The organism is Butyricimonas sp. DFI.6.44 (genome assembly GCF_022132345.1).
In the GTDB taxonomy this organism is placed as follows: domain Bacteria; phylum Bacteroidota; class Bacteroidia; order Bacteroidales; family Marinifilaceae; genus Butyricimonas; species Butyricimonas muris.
The window spans coordinates 242,283-261,747 of sequence record NZ_JAKNJD010000009.1 but is presented as its reverse complement, the minus strand read 5'-3'; the positions used below and the strand labels follow the sequence as shown (position 1 = coordinate 261,747).

26 protein-coding genes are annotated in these 19,465 nt (G+C 48.3%); 14 read left to right on the top strand and 12 right to left on the bottom strand.

Annotated elements, in window-relative coordinates:
- Positions 1–33 precede the first annotated feature (33 nt).
- From L0M98_RS14245 to L0M98_RS14200, 10 genes are read left to right on the top strand one after another with little or no spacing between them, the layout of a single operon-like run.
- Positions 34–429, top strand: coding sequence for a hypothetical protein (locus tag L0M98_RS14245; protein ID WP_004320474.1), 396 nt, complete (start codon positions 34–36; stop codon positions 427–429).
- Between the two features lie 3 nt (positions 430–432).
- Positions 433–1,047 carry a conjugative transposon protein TraK gene (traK, locus tag L0M98_RS14240; RefSeq protein ID WP_004320476.1) on the top strand — a complete coding sequence of 205 codons (615 nt, stop codon included), beginning with the start codon at positions 433–435 and terminating at the stop codon, positions 1,045–1,047.
- Positions 1,048–1,059: 12 nt separating this feature from the next.
- Positions 1,060–1,440: a hypothetical protein gene (locus tag L0M98_RS14235; protein WP_004301338.1), complete on the top strand. Its 381-nt coding sequence runs from the start codon at positions 1,060–1,062 to the stop codon at positions 1,438–1,440.
- 10 nt (positions 1,441–1,450) lie between these two features.
- On the top strand, positions 1,451–1,933 hold the full coding sequence (locus L0M98_RS14230) for a DNA N-6-adenine-methyltransferase (RefSeq protein WP_004320479.1): 483 nt from the start codon (positions 1,451–1,453) through the stop codon (positions 1,931–1,933).
- A 7-nt stretch (positions 1,934–1,940) separates the two neighbouring features.
- On the top strand, positions 1,941–3,092 hold the full coding sequence (gene traM / locus L0M98_RS14225; RefSeq protein WP_005680011.1) for a conjugative transposon protein TraM: 1,152 nt from the start codon (positions 1,941–1,943) through the stop codon (positions 3,090–3,092).
- 11 nt (positions 3,093–3,103) lie between these two features.
- Positions 3,104–3,889 carry a DNA-methyltransferase gene (locus L0M98_RS14220; protein ID WP_004320483.1) on the top strand — a complete coding sequence of 262 codons (786 nt, stop codon included), beginning with the start codon at positions 3,104–3,106 and terminating at the stop codon, positions 3,887–3,889.
- 37 nt (positions 3,890–3,926) lie between these two features.
- Positions 3,927–4,778 (top strand): conjugative transposon protein TraN, encoded by an 852-nt coding sequence (gene traN, locus L0M98_RS14215; protein ID WP_004320485.1) that lies wholly within the window; start codon positions 3,927–3,929, stop codon positions 4,776–4,778.
- Positions 4,775–5,287, top strand: coding sequence for a hypothetical protein (locus tag L0M98_RS14210; protein ID WP_004320486.1), 513 nt, complete (start codon positions 4,775–4,777; stop codon positions 5,285–5,287). Before traN ends, L0M98_RS14210 begins: the two co-directional genes overlap by 4 nt.
- Positions 5,288–5,312: 25 nt before the next feature.
- The gene (locus tag L0M98_RS14205; protein ID WP_004320488.1) at positions 5,313–5,969 is read left to right on the top strand and encodes a hypothetical protein; all 657 of its coding nucleotides are present in this window, start codon (positions 5,313–5,315) and stop codon (positions 5,967–5,969) included.
- Between the two features lie 28 nt (positions 5,970–5,997).
- Entirely contained in the window at positions 5,998–8,184 is a 2,187-nt protein-coding gene (locus L0M98_RS14200) for a type IV secretory system conjugative DNA transfer family protein (protein ID WP_004320491.1), read from the top strand.
- Positions 8,185–8,271: 87 nt separating this feature from the next.
- Here L0M98_RS14200 and L0M98_RS14195 read toward each other — a convergent pair whose 3' ends face one another.
- Positions 8,272–9,486 carry a PDDEXK nuclease domain-containing protein gene (locus L0M98_RS14195; protein WP_004320495.1) on the bottom strand — a complete coding sequence of 405 codons (1,215 nt, stop codon included), beginning with the start codon at positions 9,484–9,486 and terminating at the stop codon, positions 8,272–8,274.
- Between the two features lie 148 nt (positions 9,487–9,634).
- Here L0M98_RS14195 and L0M98_RS14190 point away from each other — a divergent pair, with 148 nt between their 5' ends.
- Positions 9,635–9,817, top strand: a complete 183-nt coding sequence (locus L0M98_RS14190) for a hypothetical protein (RefSeq protein ID WP_008782490.1) — start codon at positions 9,635–9,637, stop codon at positions 9,815–9,817.
- Positions 9,814–10,029, top strand: coding sequence for a Fic family protein (locus L0M98_RS14185; protein ID WP_008782489.1), 216 nt, complete (start codon positions 9,814–9,816; stop codon positions 10,027–10,029). The genes L0M98_RS14190 and L0M98_RS14185 overlap by 4 nt, the downstream gene beginning before the upstream one ends.
- A 102-nt stretch (positions 10,030–10,131) precedes the next feature.
- On the opposite strand, the gene L0M98_RS14180 is transcribed toward L0M98_RS14185, so the two are convergent.
- The 8 genes from L0M98_RS14180 to L0M98_RS14145 form a co-directional block, all read right to left on the bottom strand.
- Positions 10,132–10,512: a hypothetical protein gene (locus L0M98_RS14180; protein ID WP_004320499.1), complete on the bottom strand. Its 381-nt coding sequence runs from the start codon at positions 10,510–10,512 to the stop codon at positions 10,132–10,134.
- A 33-nt stretch (positions 10,513–10,545) separates the two neighbouring features.
- Positions 10,546–10,818 (bottom strand): hypothetical protein, encoded by a 273-nt coding sequence (locus L0M98_RS14175; protein WP_004320500.1) that lies wholly within the window; start codon positions 10,816–10,818, stop codon positions 10,546–10,548.
- A gap of 7 nt (positions 10,819–10,825) precedes the next feature.
- A complete protein-coding gene (locus L0M98_RS14170) occupies positions 10,826–11,101 on the bottom strand; it encodes a hypothetical protein (protein ID WP_004320502.1) in 276 nt (91 codons plus the stop codon).
- 441 nt (positions 11,102–11,542) lie between these two features.
- Positions 11,543–13,270, bottom strand: a complete 1,728-nt coding sequence (locus tag L0M98_RS14165) for a ParB/RepB/Spo0J family partition protein (protein ID WP_004320504.1) — start codon at positions 13,268–13,270, stop codon at positions 11,543–11,545.
- Between the two features lie 437 nt (positions 13,271–13,707).
- Complete coding sequence (locus tag L0M98_RS14160; RefSeq protein WP_004320506.1) at positions 13,708–13,962, bottom strand: hypothetical protein; 255 nt, start codon at positions 13,960–13,962, stop codon at positions 13,708–13,710.
- A gap of 7 nt (positions 13,963–13,969) precedes the next feature.
- Positions 13,970–14,725, bottom strand: a complete 756-nt coding sequence (locus tag L0M98_RS14155; RefSeq protein WP_004320508.1) for a ParA family protein — start codon at positions 14,723–14,725, stop codon at positions 13,970–13,972.
- 280 nt (positions 14,726–15,005) lie between these two features.
- On the bottom strand, positions 15,006–15,368 hold the full coding sequence (locus L0M98_RS14150) for a hypothetical protein (protein ID WP_004320510.1): 363 nt from the start codon (positions 15,366–15,368) through the stop codon (positions 15,006–15,008).
- Positions 15,369–15,378: 10 nt separating this feature from the next.
- Positions 15,379–15,720 carry a hypothetical protein gene (locus L0M98_RS14145; RefSeq protein WP_004320512.1) on the bottom strand — a complete coding sequence of 114 codons (342 nt, stop codon included), beginning with the start codon at positions 15,718–15,720 and terminating at the stop codon, positions 15,379–15,381.
- Between the two features lie 25 nt (positions 15,721–15,745).
- Between L0M98_RS14145 and L0M98_RS14140 the strand changes: the two genes are divergently transcribed.
- Positions 15,746–15,964: a hypothetical protein gene (locus tag L0M98_RS14140; protein ID WP_004320514.1), complete on the top strand. Its 219-nt coding sequence runs from the start codon at positions 15,746–15,748 to the stop codon at positions 15,962–15,964.
- A 356-nt stretch (positions 15,965–16,320) separates the two neighbouring features.
- Here L0M98_RS14140 and L0M98_RS14135 read toward each other — a convergent pair whose 3' ends face one another.
- Both L0M98_RS14135 and L0M98_RS14130 read right to left on the bottom strand, forming a co-directional pair.
- Positions 16,321–16,953, bottom strand: coding sequence for a hypothetical protein (locus L0M98_RS14135; protein ID WP_004320516.1), 633 nt, complete (start codon positions 16,951–16,953; stop codon positions 16,321–16,323).
- A gap of 47 nt (positions 16,954–17,000) precedes the next feature.
- Positions 17,001–17,225: a DUF7688 family protein gene (locus L0M98_RS14130; protein WP_004320520.1), complete on the bottom strand. Its 225-nt coding sequence runs from the start codon at positions 17,223–17,225 to the stop codon at positions 17,001–17,003.
- A gap of 284 nt (positions 17,226–17,509) precedes the next feature.
- Between L0M98_RS14130 and L0M98_RS14125 the strand changes: the two genes are divergently transcribed.
- On the top strand, positions 17,510–18,784 hold the full coding sequence (locus L0M98_RS14125) for an ATP-binding protein (protein WP_004320523.1): 1,275 nt from the start codon (positions 17,510–17,512) through the stop codon (positions 18,782–18,784).
- Between the two features lie 5 nt (positions 18,785–18,789).
- On the opposite strand, the gene L0M98_RS14120 is transcribed toward L0M98_RS14125, so the two are convergent.
- The gene (locus L0M98_RS14120; RefSeq protein ID WP_004320525.1) at positions 18,790–19,443 is read right to left on the bottom strand and encodes a M23 family metallopeptidase; all 654 of its coding nucleotides are present in this window, start codon (positions 19,441–19,443) and stop codon (positions 18,790–18,792) included.
- Between the last annotated feature and the right edge of the window lie 22 nt (positions 19,444–19,465).

Below are 19,465 nucleotides of genomic sequence, written 5' to 3'. Positions count from 1 at the left end.
AGATAATATAAACCCAATAAAAATCATAACAACATGAAATTGCAAGAGAAAATCAAAAGTTGGTGCAAGGATGAGAAATTCATGTCCTTTGCACAGGAACGAGCGAGAAAAGAGGTTTGCGAGGTGACGGAAAACCACCGCATCGACCCGCAGTATGAAGAACTGGACGAAGCCTTCGAGTACGACGACCGGTACATCGCCCCCTTGGTGACGTACCTGACGTACAAGCTGCGTCTTGCCCTGCTGCAGCGGAACGCAGGTAAGCGCAAAAGAGGAATCTGGTGGGTGCTTGTCCACGTGGAGATGCAGGGCTATTACGTGGAGATATTCTCGGCGGAGTTCGAGAATCTTTTGACGGAACTTCGGGATGCGGTCATACCCATGCTGCACACGGAATATGTACAGATGTTGAACGGTAAAAGGGAATAACCGATGGTCATCAAGAATTTGGAAAACAAAATAAGACTGGTGGGCATCATCTGTACCGCTTTTCTCGTGGGATGTGTCATCATCAGCTTGTCAAGTATCTGGACAGCCCGGACGATGGTCTCGGATGCGCAGAAGAAGGTGTATGTGCTGGACGGCAACGTGCCTATCCTCGTGAACCGCACGACAATGGACGAAACGCTTGACATGGAAGCTAAAAGCCATGTGGAAATGTTCCACCATTATTTTTTCACGTTACCGCCAGATGACAAATACATCCGCTATACGATGGAAAAAGCGATGTATCTGGTGGATGAGACGGGGTTGGCACAATACAACACGCTCAAGGAAAAGGGTTTCTACTCCAACATTTTGGGTACGAGTTCGGTGTTCTCCATCTATTGTGACAGCGTGGCTTTCAACAAGGAGAAGATGGAGTTCACTTACTACGGACGGCAACGCATTGAGCGGCGGAGCAACATCCTCATGCGGGAACTGGTCACGGCGGGGCAACTTAAGCGTGTGCCCCGAACAGAAAACAACCCGCACGGATTGCTTATCGTGAACTGGCGAACCCTGCTGAACAAGGACATCGAACAGAAAACGAAGATCAACTACTAAACAACGGAGTTTATGAATATCAAGGGATTCAGGCGGATGCTCTTCGGTGAAAAGATGCCGGACAAGAACGATCCGAAATACAAAGACCGTTACGAGCGGGAGGTGTCCGCCGGACGAAAGTTCGCCCAAGCGACACGCATTGACAAGGCTGCCGCCAAGGTGCAGGGATTCGCCAACGCACACCGGATACTTTTTCTGGTCATCGTCTTTGGTTTCGCTATCGGAGGGTTCACTTGGAACATCTATCGCATTACAATGGCATACCGCAACAGCCGGCCGACACGCACGGCGACGGAAATGCAGGATTCGGTGCTACGGGAAAGACACAAGAGGCTGCAAGGGGGTGAAATAAGGGAAAATCGGAACGAGAACAAGAAATATGAACCGCAATAAAGGAGTGCTTATGAATACACGATTTGAAAAATCAGTCCGCTCGTCGGACGAATGGTACACCCCGAAGGAGGTGTTGAAAGCGTTAGGCAGGTTCGACCTTGACCCTTGCGCCCCTATCCGTCCGTTGTGGCCGACCGCCGAAGTCATGTATGACCGGAACATGGACGGATTGTCCCTGAAATGGGAAGGGCGTGTATGGCTCAATCCTCCGTACTCGCGTCCCCTTATCGAACAGTTTGTCCGAAAGCTGGCGGAACACGGCAACGGCATCGCGCTGTTGTTCAACCGTTGCGATTCCAAAATGTTTCAGGACGTCATTTTCGAGAAAGCGACGGGCATGAAATTCCTGCGCCACCGCATCCGGTTTTACCGCCCGGACGGAACACGCGGCGATTCTCCCGGTTGCGGCAGCATCCTGATCGCATTCGGAGTGGAAAACGCAGAAGTGCTGAAAAACTGCAGCATTGAAGGCAAGTATGTACAACTCAATTAAAAGATGTATGATGAAGATATTTGATAAAATCAATTTCAGGGAGCCGAAGTATATGCTTCCGGCTGTCCTGTATATCCCGCTTCTGGTTGCATCGTACTTCATCTTCGACCTGTTTCATACCGAAACGGCGGAGATTCCGGACAAGACGCTGCAGACAACGGAGTTTTTGAACCCCGATTTGCCGGATGCCCGGCTTAAAGGCGGTGACGGCATAGGCAGCAAGTACGAGAACATGGCCAAATCATGGGGTAAGATACAGGATTACTCCGCAGTGGATAACATAGAACGAGATGAACCCGATGACAACAAGGAAGAATATGAATCGCAATACACGGTGGACGACATCGCCTTGCTCGATGAGCAACAGCAGGAAAAGGCTGCGGCAGCGCAAATTGCCGATGCCAAGACACGCGAGCAAGAAGCTCTCGCGGAACTGGAGAAAGCCCTTGCCGAAGCAAGGTTGAGAGGACGCAATGAGGTATTACCGGCGACCGATACGGACAGTACCGCATCGGCGCAACCCCCGACGGCAACCATAGAGGTCAAGGGAAAAATAGAGGAAGAGAGCCGTTCGGTAAAAGCCCCGTCAGAGAACGAACCGCCCAGCGAAGTGGTACGCAAGGTAAAGACGGCTTCGGATTACTTCAATACGCTTGCGGTCAATGCCCGTGAACCGAAACTGATAAAGGCCATTATCGACGAGGACATCAAGGCGGTGGACGGCTCGCGTGTGCGGTTGCGTCTGCTCGACGACGTGGAGATCAACGAGTGCGTGGTCAAACGAGGGTCGTATCTGTATGCCACCATGAGCGGCTTCTCGTCGGGGCGTGTGAAGGGGAACATCACCAGCATTCTCATCGAGGACGAACTGGTGAAGGTCAGCCTGTCCCTTTACGACACGGACGGCATGGAAGGGCTTTATGTACCGAACAGCCAGTTCCGGGAAACGAGCAAGGATGTGGCAAGCGGTGCGGTGTCGGGGAATCTGAACATGAATACCGGCAGTTACGGCAACAGTCTCTCGCAATGGGGAATGCAAGCCGCTACGAATGCCTACCAGAAAACGAGCAATGCCATCGGCAAAGCTATCAAAAAAAATAAGGTAAAGCTGAAATACGGCACTTTCGTCTATCTGGTGAACGGACGTGAGAAACAGTAAAAACGGAAGCCATGATAGAGATTGACAACATATATAATATGGACTGTATCGAGGGTATGAAGCTCATGGCGAACGGCAGTGTCGATGCCGTGATAGCGGATTTGCCTTACGGCGTGTTGAACCGTAGCAACAAGGCGGCACACTGGGACAGGCAGATACCGCTCGAAGCGTTGTGGAAACAGTACCGCAGGATCACCAAGCCGGGAAGCCCCGTTATCCTCTTTGCGCAGGGCATTTTCTCGGCGCAACTCATGCTCTCGCAACCCCGGATGTGGCGGTATAACCTCGTGTGGCGGAAAGACCGGGTAACGGGTCACCTGAATGCCAACCGGATGCCGCTACGCCAGCATGAGGACATCATCGTGTTCTACGACCGTCAGCCGGTATATCATCCTCAAATGACGCCGTGTCCACCGGAACGGAGGAATCATGGACGCCGCAAGACGGACGGTTTCACGAACCGCTGTTACGGTGAAATGAAACTGGCTCCGGTGCGTGTTGCCGAAGACAAGTACCCGACCTCTGTCATTTCCATACCCAAGGAACACAAGACAGGAGCATTCTATCATCCGACACAGAAGCCGGTAGCCTTGATAGAGTACCTGATACGTACCTATACCAACGAGGGCGATGTGGTGCTGGACAACTGCATCGGTTCGGGTACGACCGCCATTGCCGCCATCCGCACGGGGCGGCATTACATCGGATTCGAGATTGAACCGACGTATTGCGAAATTGTCGGACGACGGATTCGGGAGGAACTGGAACGTGGTCATGGATTAAAGAAAGCGAAATAAGGGAAATAAAGAAATAAACAATATCAACAGAAACGATATGAACAAGAAAATAATTGTAACTGCATTTCTTCTGGCGGCAGGACTTTTTGCCACACGGAACGCACAGGCTCAGCGTACATACGAAGAGATGGAACGGCTGACTGTCAATGAACAGGTAACGACCGTCATCACAGCCACGGAACCGGTCCGCTTCGTGGATATTTCCACAGACAAGGTGGCGGGCGACCAACCCATTGAGAACATCATCCGGTTGAAGCCCAAAGAGACGGGACACGAGGACGGTGAAGTGCTGGCCATCGTCACCATCGTAACGGAACGCTATCGCACGCAGTATGCACTCATCTACACCACGCGGATAAGCGAGGCGGTGGCAGACAAGGAAATTCAGCTACAGGAACGGGATGCCTACAACAATCCTACGGTCTCGATGTCCACAGCCGACATGGTGCGTTTTGCAAGACGGGTGTGGAACTCGCCCGCGAAAATCCGCAACGTGGCGACCAAGGCGCACCGAATGGTAATGCGCCTGAACAATATTTACTCGGTGGGCGACTATTTCTTCATCGACTTTTCCATCGAGAACAAAACGAACATCCGTTTCGACATCGACGAGATACGGGTGAAACTGTCGGACAAGAAACTTTCGAAGGCAACCAACGCGCAGACCATCGAGCTGACGCCTGCCCTGGTATTGGAACACGGCAAGACGTTCAAGCACGGCTACCGGAACGTGATTGTCGTGAAAAAGATGACCTTTCCGAACGACAAGCTGCTGACCATCGAAATGACGGAACAACAAATCAGCGGGCGCAATATCAGCCTGAACATTGACTACGAGGATGTGCTGTCGGCCGATTCATTTAACACCGCTTTATTGGAGGAGGAATGACGATGAAAAAGACGATAATACTGATGCTTGCCTGCATGTGCGTCTTCATGAATGCAAGTGCGCAGCGTAACAGCGGCCGCCTCTCGCTTGGAGTGGGATTGCTGTATGAGAACGGCATGGACGTAACGCTTGCTTACGAACATGAAATGAACTACCGCCATGCGTGGGAGTTTTTCGCCAACGGCTATCTGAAATGGACGGAATGTAAATCTTGCGGTCATATTTGTCCGGAATCCTTCTGGCGCAACTATCGCACTTACGGTTTCGGTGTGGCGTACAAACCTTGTGTGGTGCGTGGACGCAACCATTACGGCAACTTGCGTATCGGAGCTTCGGCAGGGAGCGACACGAACAAGTTTCTTGCCGGAATCCATGTGGGTTACGAGCACAATTATGTGCTGCGGTCGGGATGCACACTGTTCTGGCAGGTAAAGAGTGACATGATGATAAAAGGGGCGGATTTGCTGCGGACAGGTATCGTGCTGGGGGTGAAACTGCCGATAAAATAAAGGAAAAACAAAAAACGAAAATAACATGATACGAAAGATTCAATGGTTTGCAATGGCAGTGACGGCGGTATTGTGCGCTGCCTGTGACGCCCATATCGACGTACCTGATACGGCGGTACGTCCGGGACATATTCTCTGCGAGGACGGTACGGCTTTATCCTACGTACAGTATGAACAGTCGGGAAAACGGGCAATAGCGGTTGTCTTCGATACCGAACACCGTGAAGGTACGGAAGGGAACGGCTATGCGGTTTACCTGTGGGACATTGCTCCGGCAGCTTTTGCCGACAGCCTCGGTGTCGCACAAGGGACGTCGGCCGACATCGAGGCTTTGGACGGGAACATGAACACCTTTGCGCTGTACGACACACGGGAGACGGCTTCGCCTATGGCGGAAGCGGTCTTTGACCTGTGGCGGTACGGACAGAGTGCCTATATCCCGTCGGTGGCACAGATGCGGCTGCTGTATGCCGTCCGGGAAACCGTCAATCCTGTCATCGAACGGTGTGGCGGCCATCCGCTGCCGTTGGATGAAAACGACTGCTGGTACTGGACATCGACGGAGGTAACCGGACAGGAAACGGCGAAAGCGTGGCTTTACTCGACAGGAAGCGGTGCGATGCAGGAGACCCCGAAGACACAGGCGCACAAGGTGCGGCCGATTATCACACTGAACAGGTAGGAACGAAAAGAGGGAAAGGACAAAGACAATGGAAGAAAGCAAGGAACTACAAGGATTTTACAAAATATTCCGTGCGGTCATCTATATCTCCGTGCTGATGGAGTTCTTCGAGTATGCCATAGACCTTGCCATGCTCGACCACTGGGGCGGCATATTGATTGATATACACGGGCGCATCAAGCGATGGATGATCTATAACGACGGCAACCTCGTGTATAGTAAGATAGCGACCTTCCTACTCATCTGCATCACTTGTATCGGCACACGCAACAAAAAACACTTGGAGTTTGACGCACGCAGGCAAGTGTTATATCCACTTATCTGCGGATTGTTCTTGATTGTGTTCTCCGTGTGGCTGTACCATCATACGATGGAAACGAGGCTCTACACCCTGCCGCTGAACATCATCTTCTATATGGCGGCTACGCTGGTCGGTGTGATATTGGTGCATATCGCATTGGATAACATCTCGAAGTTCATCAAGGAGGGACTGGGTAAAGACCGGTTTAACTTCGAGAATGAAAGTTTCGAGCAGAGCGAAGAGAAGGATGAGAACCAGTATAGCGTGAATATACCGATGCGGTACTATTACAAAGGTAAATTTCGCAAGGGATGGGTGTCGATAAGCAACTGTTTCAGAGGAACATGGGTGGTTGGAACTCCAGGTAGCGGTAAGACGTTCAGTATCATAGAACCGTTCATCCGCCAACATAGTGCCAAGGGCTTCGCGATGGTGGTCTATGACTACAAATTTCCGACACTTGCCACTAAACTTTACTATCATTACAAGAAAAACCAGAAGCTCGGCAAAGTGCCAAAAGGATGCAAGTTCAACATCATCAACTTCGTGGATGTGGAGTACAGCAAACGGGTGAACCCCATTCAGGCAAAGTACATCAATAATCTTGCGGCGGCGAGCGAAACGGCGGAAACCCTGTTGGAATCCCTGCAGAAAGGCAAGAAAGAGGGAGGCGGAGGCAGTGACCAGTTCTTTCAGACTTCTGCCGTGAACTTTCTTGCCGCCTGTATCTACTTTTTCGTGAACTACGAGCGGGAACCCTACGATGCAAACGGAAAGAAACTGTATGCGGAGAAACGGCAAGATCCGCAGACGAAGTTCTGGAAGCCGACGGGTGTCGTTCGTGACCGTGAGGGTGGCAGCATCGTGGAACCTGCCTATTGGCTTGGAAAATACTCGGATATGCCGCATATCCTTTCATTTCTCAATGAGAGCTACCAGACTATTTTTGAGGTACTTGAGACGGACAACGAGGTCGCGCCGTTGCTCGGCCCGTTCCAAACGGCCTTCAAAAACAAGGCGATGGAACAGTTGGAAGGTATGATAGGTACGCTGCGTGTCTATACCAGCCGTTTGGCTACAAAGGAATCTTACTGGATATTCCACAAGGATGGGGACGATTTCGACCTGAAAGTTAGTGACCCCAAGTCACCCAGTTATCTGCTGATAGCCAACGATCCGGAAATGGAAAGTATCATCGGAGCGTTGAACGCTCTGATATTGAACCGTCTCGTTACCCGTGTGAACACCGGGCAGGGGAAAAATATTCCGGTCAGCATCATCGTGGATGAGCTACCGACACTGTATTTCCACAAGATAGACCGACTGATAGGTACGGCGAGAAGCAACAAGGTAAGCGTAACGCTGGGTTTTCAGGAGTTGCCGCAGTTGGAGGCTGACTACGGAAAAGTGGGAATGCAAAAAATCATCACGACAGTGGGCAACGTGGTAAGCGGTTCAGCTCGCGCAAAAGAGACACTGGAATGGTTGTCGAATGACATTTTCGGCAAGGTGGTACAGGTCAAAAAGGGCGTGACGATCGACCGGGACAAAACGAGTATCAATCTCAATGAGAACATGGACAGTCTTGTACCCGCCTCGAAAATTTCGGATATGGCGACGGGATGGATTTGCGGACAGACGGCACGTGATTTCGTGAAGACGAAAACCGGTACGGGAGGCTCGATGAACATTCAGGAGTCGGAAGAGTTCAAGACTACAAAGTTCTTCTGCAAGACGGATTTCGATATGAGGGAGATAAAAGCGGAGGAAGCGGCCTATGTACCGCTACCGAAGTTCTACACTTTCAAGTCGAGGGAGGAACGGGAACGCATCTTGTATAAAAATTTCATACAAGTCGGACAGGATGTAAAAGACATGATAGCGGATGTACTGAACAAGCGTGGGGCGAAATAAATCAAAATCCCTGCAATAATTTACGTGGTTATTGCAGGGATTTTTGTATTCCATTCAGCTACCCGAAATCTTGCGGACATAAATGAATCATCTGACAGTTTCCGATTTGGAATCGTTTTCCGACAGCAGATTTTGTAATTTGTCGATGTCCGGTAGAGTCTTGCGCAAATTTTCCGGCATTTCTTGGGCTGTGCGGTATGTCGCCACGCCCATAGGCTTATCATAGTCGCGCACCATGATTTCGACAAATTGGCGGTTGGCATCCTGACATAGGACAATACCGATTGAAGGGTTCTCGTGCGGTTTCTTGTCGGTCATATCATATACAGTCAGATAACCGCTAAGCTGTCCGAGATAATTCGGGCGGAACTTGCCCCGTTTCAATTCCACGATTACGCTGGCATTCAGTTCTCTGTTGAAGAATACAAGGTCAGCAAACATTTCCTCTCCGGCAACTATCAGGCGATGCTGACTGTCGATAAAAGTGAAGTCGTTTCCAAAACGGAGAATGAACTGCTTGATATTGGTTACGATTTGGTTTTCGATGACCTTTTCGTTCCAGTCCTGTTCGCGTTCTCCCACATTCTCCAGATTAACCATTTCGAGCATATACTCATCCTTGAACGCCAATGTCGCTTTTACGGCATAAATGGCTTCGGGCAGCACTTGAAGGAAGTTGCTCGGCAAAGATCCGCGATTTGAATAGATGTCTTCTTTCAAGTAATTTTTGAGAGAGGATAGCGACCACGCATTTTGAGCGGCACAATGGATATAGAACAATCGTTCTGCGATGTCTTTTGAACGAGTCAGGATTTCAATATGATGTGAAAAGCTAATCTTGACAAAATCGTCCCAGGTAAATTCGGTATTGACCGGTTGCCCGATAAGTTGCAGCAGTAGATGCTCGTCAATATCCAATTCGCCCAACGCTGTTGGATGAATTAAAGCCGTACCCTTTTCCGACGAATGGTTTTCCAATTCGCCCAACACTGTTGGACGAATTAAAAACGTCCTCCATTCCTCATAGAATGAGCGCATCCGTTTCAACCCCGATTCAGAAAAGCCGTGCAGACCGGGCAACTCCCGTTGAAGGAGCTTTGATATGGTAGGCAATGCTTTAGTACCCCAACAGCCGATGCGGGAATTTTCAGACACGAATTTCCCCACTCCAAAATACAACGAGAGAGTTTCTTTGTTGACCGCAGCCGCACTTCTATACCGGCAGCGTTCGATGGCATGTTTGATTATCTCTACTGCCTCTGCATATTGTGTATAATCCGATGGGATAACTTGTTGTTCCATATACATACGTTTTTGTGCCGCAAAGGTACGAAAAATACGGGATATACAGGGCAGAATGCCAACATATTATAGTGCCGTGTGGGTCTTATTCGGTATTTTTAGCGTTCCGGTTTCCTGCACTCGCTTTGCTGCCAATCTACTCACTTAGATGTTCATGTGTCTGGGGCGTGCCGAGAAAGCCGGTAGCGGTGTGGATAAGATTGTGAGCGGTTGGCAGTCTTTGGGTTGGCCGCTTCCTACTGTAGCCGAGGAAACACGTCCGGACTATGTTGTGCTGACCTTGCAGTTAGGGATGAAAACCCGACAAGAAAACCTCGCAAGCAGGATTTGAGAAAAGAGCAAATCTTGGAGTTCTGTGTTGAGCCGCAATCCCTATCTGATATTTTGCAACATTTAGGATTGAAAGATAGGGAAAATCTTATGGAGGTCTATATCAATCCGATGATTGGTGCAGGGGTATTGGAAATGACGGAGCCGGACAATCCCACAAGCCGTAACCAGATGTATGTAACGGTAAAAGTGGAACAAGAATTTCAAAAGTAAGTTTATAATAGGATATTGCGGCTTGGACGCATCCAACCTCATACAAATAACACTGCCCGCGTGAAAATGGGGGCAGTGTTATTTATATGGTAGTTCGCTTATTTAAGCTCGTGTACCGCTTAAAAGTTCGGCAAGTTGCCGGTCGCAGAATTTATCGTATTCCTCCTTGTCTGTACCGCTTTCGATAGCCCGGTCGATAACATCGCCCAGTTCGTCGAAGCAGACTTCTTCATTGACACACTTTGCATTGCTATCATCTTCTTTCAGTAGATAGACCTCGTAGTAATCAGAGCCGTTGAGAGCGATAACGACATATCCGGCGTGTAACCGTCCGTTTACTTTCAGCCGCAGTGCCGGTAATTCTTGGAATACCGTAGCGACAAATTCGCTGACTCCCCACGACATAAAGACGGGTATGGGGGTAAATGACAGTAATTGTTCTTTGATGGTCTGTGCGATGTGCATTACATACTCTTTATCCATAACTTTGATTTTTAATATGATTATTGATTTATGTTAGTTGAACCATTCGGGGTTATCCTCTTTTAATTCCGTGATGAGTTCATCGTCCGGTAATTTGAGGGTCTTCGCATCGGCGAAAAAGAAAACCTCGTCATATATTTGTTCGGCTTCCTTACTTGCAAAACCTTCGCTCTCGTCCTCGAAACTGCCCGGATGAAGTGCATCGAGCAGAGCGGTAGAGCCGATAAGTAGTTCTTCACCTTCGTTGGATTTCACGATACGGCAGATGTAGATATTGCCGTCAAATTGTAGTTCTTTCGTTTTCATACGCCTGTTATCTTAATGGGATATGTCTCCCGTTTGCCTTGAGGTATTCCATGATACACTTCGCTTCTTCGTGCGATGCACGGTTGCGGTCATCGTAATTGCGTGTCTCGTCTGCCATGACCACGATACACTCCTTTACCAACCTGTAAAGGCTTTGCTGCAGCGTGGGGTGCATTTCGGGGATAGCGGCTGCAAACCGTTTGGGATTGAAGCCGTAATCGTTCACTGCTCTTTCCCAGTCTTTGGCGAGCTGGTACTCCTTGCTTTCCTTGATGTTGTCCATAATCTTGAATTTTAATGATTTGTTTTTTATTCCCTCCGTTCGATTCCTTTCTGTCGGAACCGCTTTGGGATTTTATAGATGCGGTAAACGGTTGTCGGTACAGCTTCATACGGGAGGCTTTTCCTGCCAATTACTCTTTCTGAGGGAAGGAAGAATTTGCAGGAAATACATTTCAAGCCGCCGGATCAAGCGCGACGGCCGACCTTTGCATCTGATAAAACCAAACCGGGGCTGACAGGGAATGAAGCTGGGGAAACGCTATAAAAGGGAAGTTGAAAATGGTAAAAAAGAGAGGAAACGAAAGCTATGAATGGAGGAAGGGTGGGTGGTGACGGGTTCGTCAGAAAGTTAAAAGAGGTACTTGGGTCCTTTGTCCGGAGCATACAAAAATGAATAGAGGGCGGATTTCCCCCCCCCTATTCGTTATGACAACAACATTTGTCAGGCAGCTATTTCTTCCGTTTGCGGTTCGGTCTGTGCTTCCGCTTCGGGTTGCGGTTCATCGGGTTGTTCCGCTTCCTGCGTGGCTTGTTCCTGCAAAGCGGCTTTTTTTTCCTTAATGCGTTGGTGCCGCTTTTCGTACACTTCATTATATCCGTCTTGGATATTGGCAAGTTCTTCGGGCATATGCTTTTGGGCGAAGCCAAGCAACAGGGAGGCTGTGGCGTTGTTACCGAATGCGTCCTTGAAATTGGCAATCAGATAATCCCTGCGGATAACGGCTTTCTGCTTGGCGGTAAGGTTCTCGATGATGCGCATTTTGTCCTCGCTCGTAAGGTAGTAATAAGAACCTTTATCTTCAATTCCCACCTCATTGAAATGCTCTTTGCGGAGTGAGGAGAGCAGGAAGAAATACACCATTTTCTCCTCGTCCTGTCCAAATTTGCGCTCTGACATATCGACCTCTAAAATCCGCTTTTTGGTGTCTTCAACGGTCTTTTCGAGGGCAATCTCCTTGTTGCGTTTGTCCTGCTTTTCCAACTTCTCGATAGGTGAAAGCGGCATTTCGGTTGCTGTACCGTTTACGGTGGTAGCGGTATTTGCAACATAGCACAGTGTAATGTCGTTGCTCTCAATACGGAGATAGAGGGAGATTTCTCCTGCTTCGCTTCGGGTGCGGATTGCTTCGCATTTTTCGGTGTAACCGTTCAATTCCTGCCCGTAATCCTTTTCTGCATCCTCGTATTCCTCGGTGGTATCATAATCCTCTTTTTGAGGTGCTTGGGGGCTTTCGGGGTATTTCGTTGCATAGGTTTTAAGGCTTTCCACTTCGTAGCCCATAGCGGTAAGTCGGTCGATGACAGCTTCATTGTAATTGTAGCTTTCGTGGCAGAGGGGAACGGCAGGGTGCTGTTCCATGAGCCGCATAGCCTTTTCGGTAAGGTGCGATGTGTTCATTTCCACCAAGCAAGCGCGGTTGGCGCAATTTCCGCAACCACCCTCACAGAACAACATCATATTATTGGTATTGTGAGGGCATGAAAGACAAAGGGTTTTGTCGAATGAATAGCGATTGAGGTCTGCGGTGTATTGCCGTTCGATGCTTTGTGCCACCTCGGAAGCTTTCATGCCTCGCCAACTATTGTACTGCACCCCCTCTTTCAGATGTTGGTCGTACACCTCACGCTGTATCTCTTCCCCATAACGGCAGATTTCACTTGCCACGCTGATTGTGATTTCGTCCTGCTCCAACAGCAAAGCGATTTCGGGTATCAAGGAAACGAATTTAAGTCGTGTACGGATATATGCCTCCGTCTTGCCGAACTGCACGGTCAAGGACTGTACATCGTGGCGACCGCTGTCTATGAGCTTTTGGTAGGCGTTGGCTTCCTCAATCGGGGTCACATCCTTACGCTGCAGGTTCTCGGTAATCGCCATTTCCTCGGCTGTCTCGTCTGAAATTTCCATGACGATAGCCGGAATTTCCGCCAATTCAGCCATGAGGGAAGCACGGTATCTGCGTTCTCCGAATACAATCTCGAAACGGTTGTCCGCAATAGGGCGCACACCGATAGGCTGAAGCACTCCCTGCTGACGGATGCTCTCGGCAAGTTCCGCAAGGCTTGTCTCGTCAAAGTTCTTACGTGGGTTGTAGTTACTCGGCTGAATGTCTGCCAATGCTACCGATGTGATGTTCTTCTCTACTGCTTGAACTGCTGTTGTTGCCATAATCATAAAATTTAATTGGTTGATATTTGATTTTTTTATTTTCCCTTTTTTCGGTTCTTTTCTCTGCCTGAACCGCTTGGGATTTACAGATGCTTCAAGGGACTGACGAACAAGCTATTTTCAACGCTTTTTCCGGAAAATTACTCTTTCGCAGGAAGGAAGAATTTTACGAGAAATGCACTTCAAAGCGGTGAAATCAAGCGCGGCAGTCCAAATTTGCGTCTGGAAAACCAACCGGCGATGGCAGGAACGAGGCCGGACAAGCGGCAAGTGGAATAAATAAAAAAGTAATACAACCATGCGGTTATAAGAGGTAATAGAACAGGAGAACACCCAGGAGGGTATAAACAGGAAAAACGCTACCTTGTGGACGTGCCCATAAGATAGCGGTATGCTATAAAAGGTATATCGGATGGGGACTACAACCGCCGTACCGGTTATTTCTCGTGCTTTTCCAAATACTCTTTCATCGCCTCGTTCACGATGTCCCGTAGAGACATATTCTTTTCGATGGCGAGGTACTTCATCCGGGTATGAATACTTTTGTTTATGACAAAGTTGCAATGTACAGCAGGCTCTTTTTCCGTTTTGACCGGTGCAGGTTCTTTCTTTTGCGTGGACTTCCCGGTGGATGACAGCAAGCCGTCCAGTCCGCTTCTCATGCCGTTTTTCAATGAATCACTTTTGCCCATATCGTTTTTATTTTAATTTCAACACTTCTTTTGCTAACTCCATGTAGTCCTTTGCCCCGTTGCTGTTCTTGTTATACTCAAAGATATTCATGCCTTTTATCGGAGCTTCGGCCAATGATACATTGTCCCGGATGACGGTCTTGAATACCTTGTCGCAGAACGATTCGCTGATTAGTTCCGCCACACTTTTGTTGAGCGTCTTGCGCTTGTCAAACTGGGTGATGACAATGCCGCCGATATTTAGGTTTGGGTTCAAACGTTCCTTGACAATCCCGACCACATTTGTAATCTTTGCCATTCCGCGCATGGCGAGGAACTGCGCCTGTACCGGGATAATCAGGAAATCCGCCGATGTGAGGGCGTTCAGTGTCAGCAAACCCAGCGAGGGCGGACAGTCAATCAGGATATAGTCGAATTTACGGGTTTCAAGCAATTTTGCAATCAGCCCTTTTAGTATTAATTCCCGCCCCGGCTCGTTGATAAGCTCGGATTCTGTCGCCGACAAATCGAGGCAGGACGGTACAACGGAAAGACCGTTTTCCAACTCGAATACCGGTAAGGTATATTCGCCTTTCATCGCTCCGTACACCGTCCGTTCCTCTTCGATGGAGAGACCGCAGGATTCCGTGAGGTTTGCCTGACCGTCCATGTCGATGAGCAGTACACGCTTTTTCTTCTGCTGCAATGCGGCAGCAAGATTGATGGTGGTAGTTGTCTTTCCGACACCGCCCTTGTGGTTCAAAACTGCGATTATTTTTGTCATAATTTCGTGTCTTTATATCTGATACAAAGATAATACTATTTTTAGTATTTACTATTATTAGTGTATACTATTTTACTACTTTTGTATATTTTAGTATTATAGCATCTACTACTATACTAAAATACTGATTGACTAAATGTAGTGCATTCTATCATTTCTGATGGGATATTTCCTAATATCCTACTTTACTAACCTTAGTATATACTACATTTAGTATTTGTTGTATAACAGCAAAATAAGCTCATTTTGGAATTAGTCTTATAAATCATCATCATGCGCATTAGATAAATTCTGTCTCAAGTGCTTCCAACAAGTCGTGTATTTGTTTTTCCGCTTCCTCCATATCCGATACAATGTCCTTGATGTGGTAAGGTGCGCCATTTTTACCGTGCCCATCATTTCCAATCCATAGATAGGCTTCGTAATCCGGGTCAAAACCCTCGAAATATTGTTCCATGTCAGCAATGAGGGTATCAATGTCCTCACATTTCATTTCGGCACTGAAATTAAAATCCTGCCCATAGTTGGTATAGCGTTGGAAGTCGAACTGAATATTTGATTTATTTTTGTCATCCACACTTATACTCCAGCCTTTGCTTTGGGATATTTCCGTTACTTTTTGTATCTTTTCTTGAGCGGTCATAGTTTTGAGTTTATAGTGGGGAGACTTCACACCGTCCTACCGATTGCTTTAATCCGTTATTTGAAAGTAATACTCCTGCAGCTCGTCTGGCCATTCGGCGGTCATAGAGCGTGGCTTTCTGGTTGTCCCGCTCGTGCCATTGCCAAATTTTGTGATTAAGTACAAGGCACAGCTCTGTCCAATGCTTGTAGTTATCTTTCCATTCTGCCTTAACCTTTCTGTATGTGTCAGCTATGGCTTCATTCCCGAACTTGTCTGCCATAGAGAAGTCCTGCCAAAAGGTTGTCATCGGGTCATAGCCAGTAATTTCCGCTATATTCCACTTGGGAATTACTATTTTTAATATTTCCATACTTATTATTGTTTTTGTAATACTCATGAATCAAGATTACTATTTCCCTTTGTTCGGTCTGTTTGCGACCGCCGGGAAGATTTTTCTGCTTTCAGAAGGTGGCGGGGAACAATCGGACAAGGCTGATCCGGAAAAATACGCTCGACAGCGGAGAGGAAGATTTTTACGTGTCATTTGCGGCAGTATGCCGGCATTGGCAGGATTGGAGCCGCCGGTTACCTTTGCGGAAAATTCTGTTCCGTAGGTCGCACGGCAGCGGACTTGGGTTTAATGGGAATCCGTTAGAAAAGGAAAGATTTATGAATAAAAGAGTGAGGCGGCCAGCCGGGACGGACTTTCCGATGGACTGTCTTGGGACTACAGAGGGCAGGATTTATCCCGCCCCCTGTAATGCCAAGTCTGTCCGTGTCCGTCCTTTTGCAAAAAGGGGCTTCACGCACTTTATGTAACGTGTTACACAAAATGCGTGAGGCTGCTTGAAGCAAACTGGCCGCAGGATGTAAGGCTATATGAGGGAGAAAGGAATTTTATAAAAGGCCGTTGGTCGATCGGAACAACAAACCGTACCGAGACTTTGCCCGATACGGTCTTGCATATAACTCAGTCTATGTCATAGCCTATCATGTATTCATCGTTGATAAGCAGATAATAGTAGCCGTTGCCACAATTCCTGTATTCTTTGCTGAATCCAGCCGCCATATCTCCATTTTCGCGTGGCTCACACCATAACGTACCGTCATAGCCACAAAAGTCGAAGCGTCCGGTGGAAAACTTTTCGCCTTGCTTCAGTGCCGTTCTGAAACGAGCCATATCCCAACTGCTGCAATACTTCTCGATGGTGGCAAGTCCGATACACTTGCCGTCGATGCGTGTGCCGGTCGTGATGCGGTTCTCGTAGAGGGATTTATCCAAATCGGCATTAGCGATTTTGCGAAGCCAATCATTCGTATGCGTGGCAAGTCGGGCAAGTTTCTGGTATTTCAAGACCTGTTTCTTTCCTATGTCCGCTGCATCTTCGGGAGAGGATGACGGATAGTATATCTTCTCAATGCTTGCCCAATCCGTGAAGATGTACCCGCTTTTTCGTTTTCTTGGCGCAATAATGCCGATGACGTTTTCATTGCGGTTGATGAATAATCGCCTACGTTGTCCTGCAATCCTTACATATAAAGAGGTGGAATTCTGCTCGTTTCGGAGATAGGCTTCTGCCGGATGAATAGTTGTTGTTTCCATATTTGTATAAATTTTGATTTTTGCTGTTCCTATTTTGGTTTACCTGTTCAAAGTTCCGGGATTGTGCCGTTCTTATATAGAACACCGTCCCGATAATGGGACACGATGCCCGGCTTAAGTCCCATTTCCTCAAAGGCTATATGCCTGATATAGTCCTTGTATTCTTTGCCAATGAAATTCTTTCCACAAAGGTTGTTGAAAATCATAGGGACGGAAAAACCGTCTTCGCTCGATAATATCACTTTGTCGTCTTGTCTAATTTCTTCTACCATACTTGTTTACTTTTAATTGGTTGAACTATCATGCTGATTTTTCTTTTTCCCTGCTTTCGTTTGCCGTGCAGGTTTGTTTTCAGCTTTTTGAGGCAGCCAGAGGATGAAGCTGTGGCATCATAAGCCAAACCCGGATAGAAAACCGACCGTGTAACAGTCTGTTTTCGTCATCCGAATGCAATGCGGCTTGGCGATTATGCGCTTCGTCCTACATTCGCCGACGAAAAGAGTAAAGAATGACCTGCCGGTAAAAGCAAGGATTTTGTAAAAAAGAAGAGTCGTATATGATAGAAAAAACGGCTTGGGATGTGAGAAAATACCCTGAAAAATTTGCGGTGTATCGTATTTTATGTAATTTTGCAGTTGTATTTCAAAATTGCATAAACAGTATGGAGGCAAAATATATCCACAGGGAGCTATCCGCCGTGATAGAAGAGGCTTACCGCTATTTTTCAGTCATTACGGTAACAGGACCGCGCCAGTCCGGAAAGACGACGCTGCTCCGCAACTTGTTCTCATACCTACCGTATTACTCGTTGGAAAATCTTGATGTCCGGAGTTTCGCCGAAAACGACCCGGTCGCTTTTCTGAACCAGCACACGGAGGGCATGATTCTTGACGAGGTACACAACGCTCCGAACCTGCTGTCGTATATTCAGGGTATGGTGGACAATGATGCCGACCGGCGGTTTATCCTTTCGGGCAGTTCGCAGTTTGCCATGCTGAAAAAGGTTACACAGTCTTTGGCAGGACGTACCGCCGTTTTCGAGTTGCTCCCCCTGTCATACTCCGAAATACGGGAGCAGATCACCGATACGCCTCTTGACAACCTGCTGTTTAACGGGTTTTACCCTGCCATTTATTCGGGCCGTAACATACCCAAATTTCTTTATCCGGCGTACATGAAAACCTATCTGGACAAGGACGTGCGCGACCTGCTACAAATCAAGGACATGATGCAGTTCCACACATTCATCAGGCTTTGCGCCGGACGTATCGGATCGCTGTTCAAAGCCTCTGAACTGGCCAACGAAATCGGTGTCAGTTCACATACCGTTACGGCATGGCTGTCCGTCTTACAGGCATCTTATATTGTTTTCCTGCTACCTCCCTATTTCGAGAACACACGCAAACGGCTGACTAAAACTCCCAAGCTCTATTTTACGGATACAGGGCTTGCCTGTCACCTGCTCGGCATCGAATCGCCGGAACAGCTTGCACGGGACAAGATGCGTGGGGCGTTGTTCGAGAACTTCATCGTAACGGAAGCCTTGAAGCGGCGGTATAACCAAGGCAAGGAAAGCAACCTCTATTTTTACAGGGATTCGAACCAGAACGAGGTCGATTTGCTGTTGAAAAAACATTCGGGGCTATACGGTATTGAAATCAAGTCGGCGATGACCTACCATGCGGACTTCGAGAAGGCGTTGAAACAAATGGACGGCTGGGTCAAAGAAACCATACTGGGTAAGGCGGTGGCCTATGCGGGTACACTCGAAAATACTGCTGGAGAAATCAAACTTCTGAATTACAGTCACCTGGATGAGGTGTTGGCTTAACAGCCCTATAACAGTCCAGCTAATGCCGACACACACTCCTGCTGCATGGATTTGATGTAATCGAAGAGAACCGAGGGATTGATATTCTTGCCATTTAGCTTGCAGGTGACGTGCAAGTGCTCGCCTGTACTTCGTCCGGTCGAGCCGGTAATACCGACGGCATCGCGGGGACGGACTACCGTACCCTTGGCGGCCAGCACCCGTGAAAGGTGGCAATAGCTGACGGTGTAATTTCCGTGCCGCAGTGTCACATACTTGCCGGACGTCTTGTCTTGTCCCACTTTGACGACCACCCCCTCCATCATGGCCAATACCTGCTCGCCCCGTGCGTGCAGGTCGATACCCCCGTGAAACTTCCTCTTCCCGGTAAACGGGTCTTTCCGGTAGCCGTATGGCGATGTAATTCTGATGCGCTGCAATGGATAAGACACACTGAGATAACGGTCAATCCACAACTTCTTACTTTCATCGGCAGGTTTTGTCGAAGTCTCCTGTGCAGGAGCCATGCTTTCGGGTGTCGGCTCCGGCTTTTTCATACCCTCCTGCAAGGCTTCTACCTTGTATCTTTCTGGTGTCTTGGCAATCGTGTTGAACTGCGCCTGAACGGGCATCGTGCAGAATGAAATACCCGATATTGCTATCAGTAGAATTTTTCTCATTCGGCAAAGTTATAACGGGAAT

Bases quoted from the DNA above. Each gene is read 5' to 3' on its own strand.
- L0M98_RS14245 (WP_004320474.1), top strand. From the start codon at position 34: ATGAAATTGCAAGAGAAAATCAAAAGTTGGTGCAAGGATGAGAAATTC.
- traK (WP_004320476.1), top strand. From the start codon at position 433: ATGGTCATCAAGAATTTGGAAAACAAAATAAGACTGGTGGGCATCATC.
- L0M98_RS14235 (WP_004301338.1), top strand. From the start codon at position 1,060: ATGAATATCAAGGGATTCAGGCGGATGCTCTTCGGTGAAAAGATGCCG.
- L0M98_RS14230 (WP_004320479.1), top strand. From the start codon at position 1,451: ATGAATACACGATTTGAAAAATCAGTCCGCTCGTCGGACGAATGGTAC.
- traM (WP_005680011.1), top strand. From the start codon at position 1,941: ATGATGAAGATATTTGATAAAATCAATTTCAGGGAGCCGAAGTATATG.
- L0M98_RS14220 (WP_004320483.1), top strand. From the start codon at position 3,104: ATGATAGAGATTGACAACATATATAATATGGACTGTATCGAGGGTATG.
- traN (WP_004320485.1), top strand. From the start codon at position 3,927: ATGAACAAGAAAATAATTGTAACTGCATTTCTTCTGGCGGCAGGACTT.
- L0M98_RS14210 (WP_004320486.1), top strand. From the start codon at position 4,775: ATGACGATGAAAAAGACGATAATACTGATGCTTGCCTGCATGTGCGTC.
- L0M98_RS14205 (WP_004320488.1), top strand. From the start codon at position 5,313: ATGATACGAAAGATTCAATGGTTTGCAATGGCAGTGACGGCGGTATTG.
- L0M98_RS14200 (WP_004320491.1), top strand. From the start codon at position 5,998: ATGGAAGAAAGCAAGGAACTACAAGGATTTTACAAAATATTCCGTGCG.
- L0M98_RS14195 (WP_004320495.1), bottom strand. From the start codon at position 9,486: ATGGAACAACAAGTTATCCCATCGGATTATACACAATATGCAGAGGCA.
- L0M98_RS14190 (WP_008782490.1), top strand. From the start codon at position 9,635: ATGTTCATGTGTCTGGGGCGTGCCGAGAAAGCCGGTAGCGGTGTGGAT.
- L0M98_RS14180 (WP_004320499.1), bottom strand. From the start codon at position 10,512: ATGGATAAAGAGTATGTAATGCACATCGCACAGACCATCAAAGAACAA.
- L0M98_RS14175 (WP_004320500.1), bottom strand. From the start codon at position 10,818: ATGAAAACGAAAGAACTACAATTTGACGGCAATATCTACATCTGCCGT.
- L0M98_RS14170 (WP_004320502.1), bottom strand. From the start codon at position 11,101: ATGGACAACATCAAGGAAAGCAAGGAGTACCAGCTCGCCAAAGACTGG.
- L0M98_RS14165 (WP_004320504.1), bottom strand. From the start codon at position 13,270: ATGGCAACAACAGCAGTTCAAGCAGTAGAGAAGAACATCACATCGGTA.
- L0M98_RS14160 (WP_004320506.1), bottom strand. From the start codon at position 13,962: ATGGGCAAAAGTGATTCATTGAAAAACGGCATGAGAAGCGGACTGGAC.
- L0M98_RS14155 (WP_004320508.1), bottom strand. From the start codon at position 14,725: ATGACAAAAATAATCGCAGTTTTGAACCACAAGGGCGGTGTCGGAAAG.
- L0M98_RS14150 (WP_004320510.1), bottom strand. From the start codon at position 15,368: ATGACCGCTCAAGAAAAGATACAAAAAGTAACGGAAATATCCCAAAGC.
- L0M98_RS14145 (WP_004320512.1), bottom strand. From the start codon at position 15,720: ATGGAAATATTAAAAATAGTAATTCCCAAGTGGAATATAGCGGAAATT.
- L0M98_RS14140 (WP_004320514.1), top strand. From the start codon at position 15,746: ATGAATCAAGATTACTATTTCCCTTTGTTCGGTCTGTTTGCGACCGCC.
- L0M98_RS14135 (WP_004320516.1), bottom strand. From the start codon at position 16,953: ATGGAAACAACAACTATTCATCCGGCAGAAGCCTATCTCCGAAACGAG.
- L0M98_RS14130 (WP_004320520.1), bottom strand. From the start codon at position 17,225: ATGGTAGAAGAAATTAGACAAGACGACAAAGTGATATTATCGAGCGAA.
- L0M98_RS14125 (WP_004320523.1), top strand. From the start codon at position 17,510: ATGATAGAAAAAACGGCTTGGGATGTGAGAAAATACCCTGAAAAATTT.
- L0M98_RS14120 (WP_004320525.1), bottom strand. From the start codon at position 19,443: ATGAGAAAAATTCTACTGATAGCAATATCGGGTATTTCATTCTGCACG.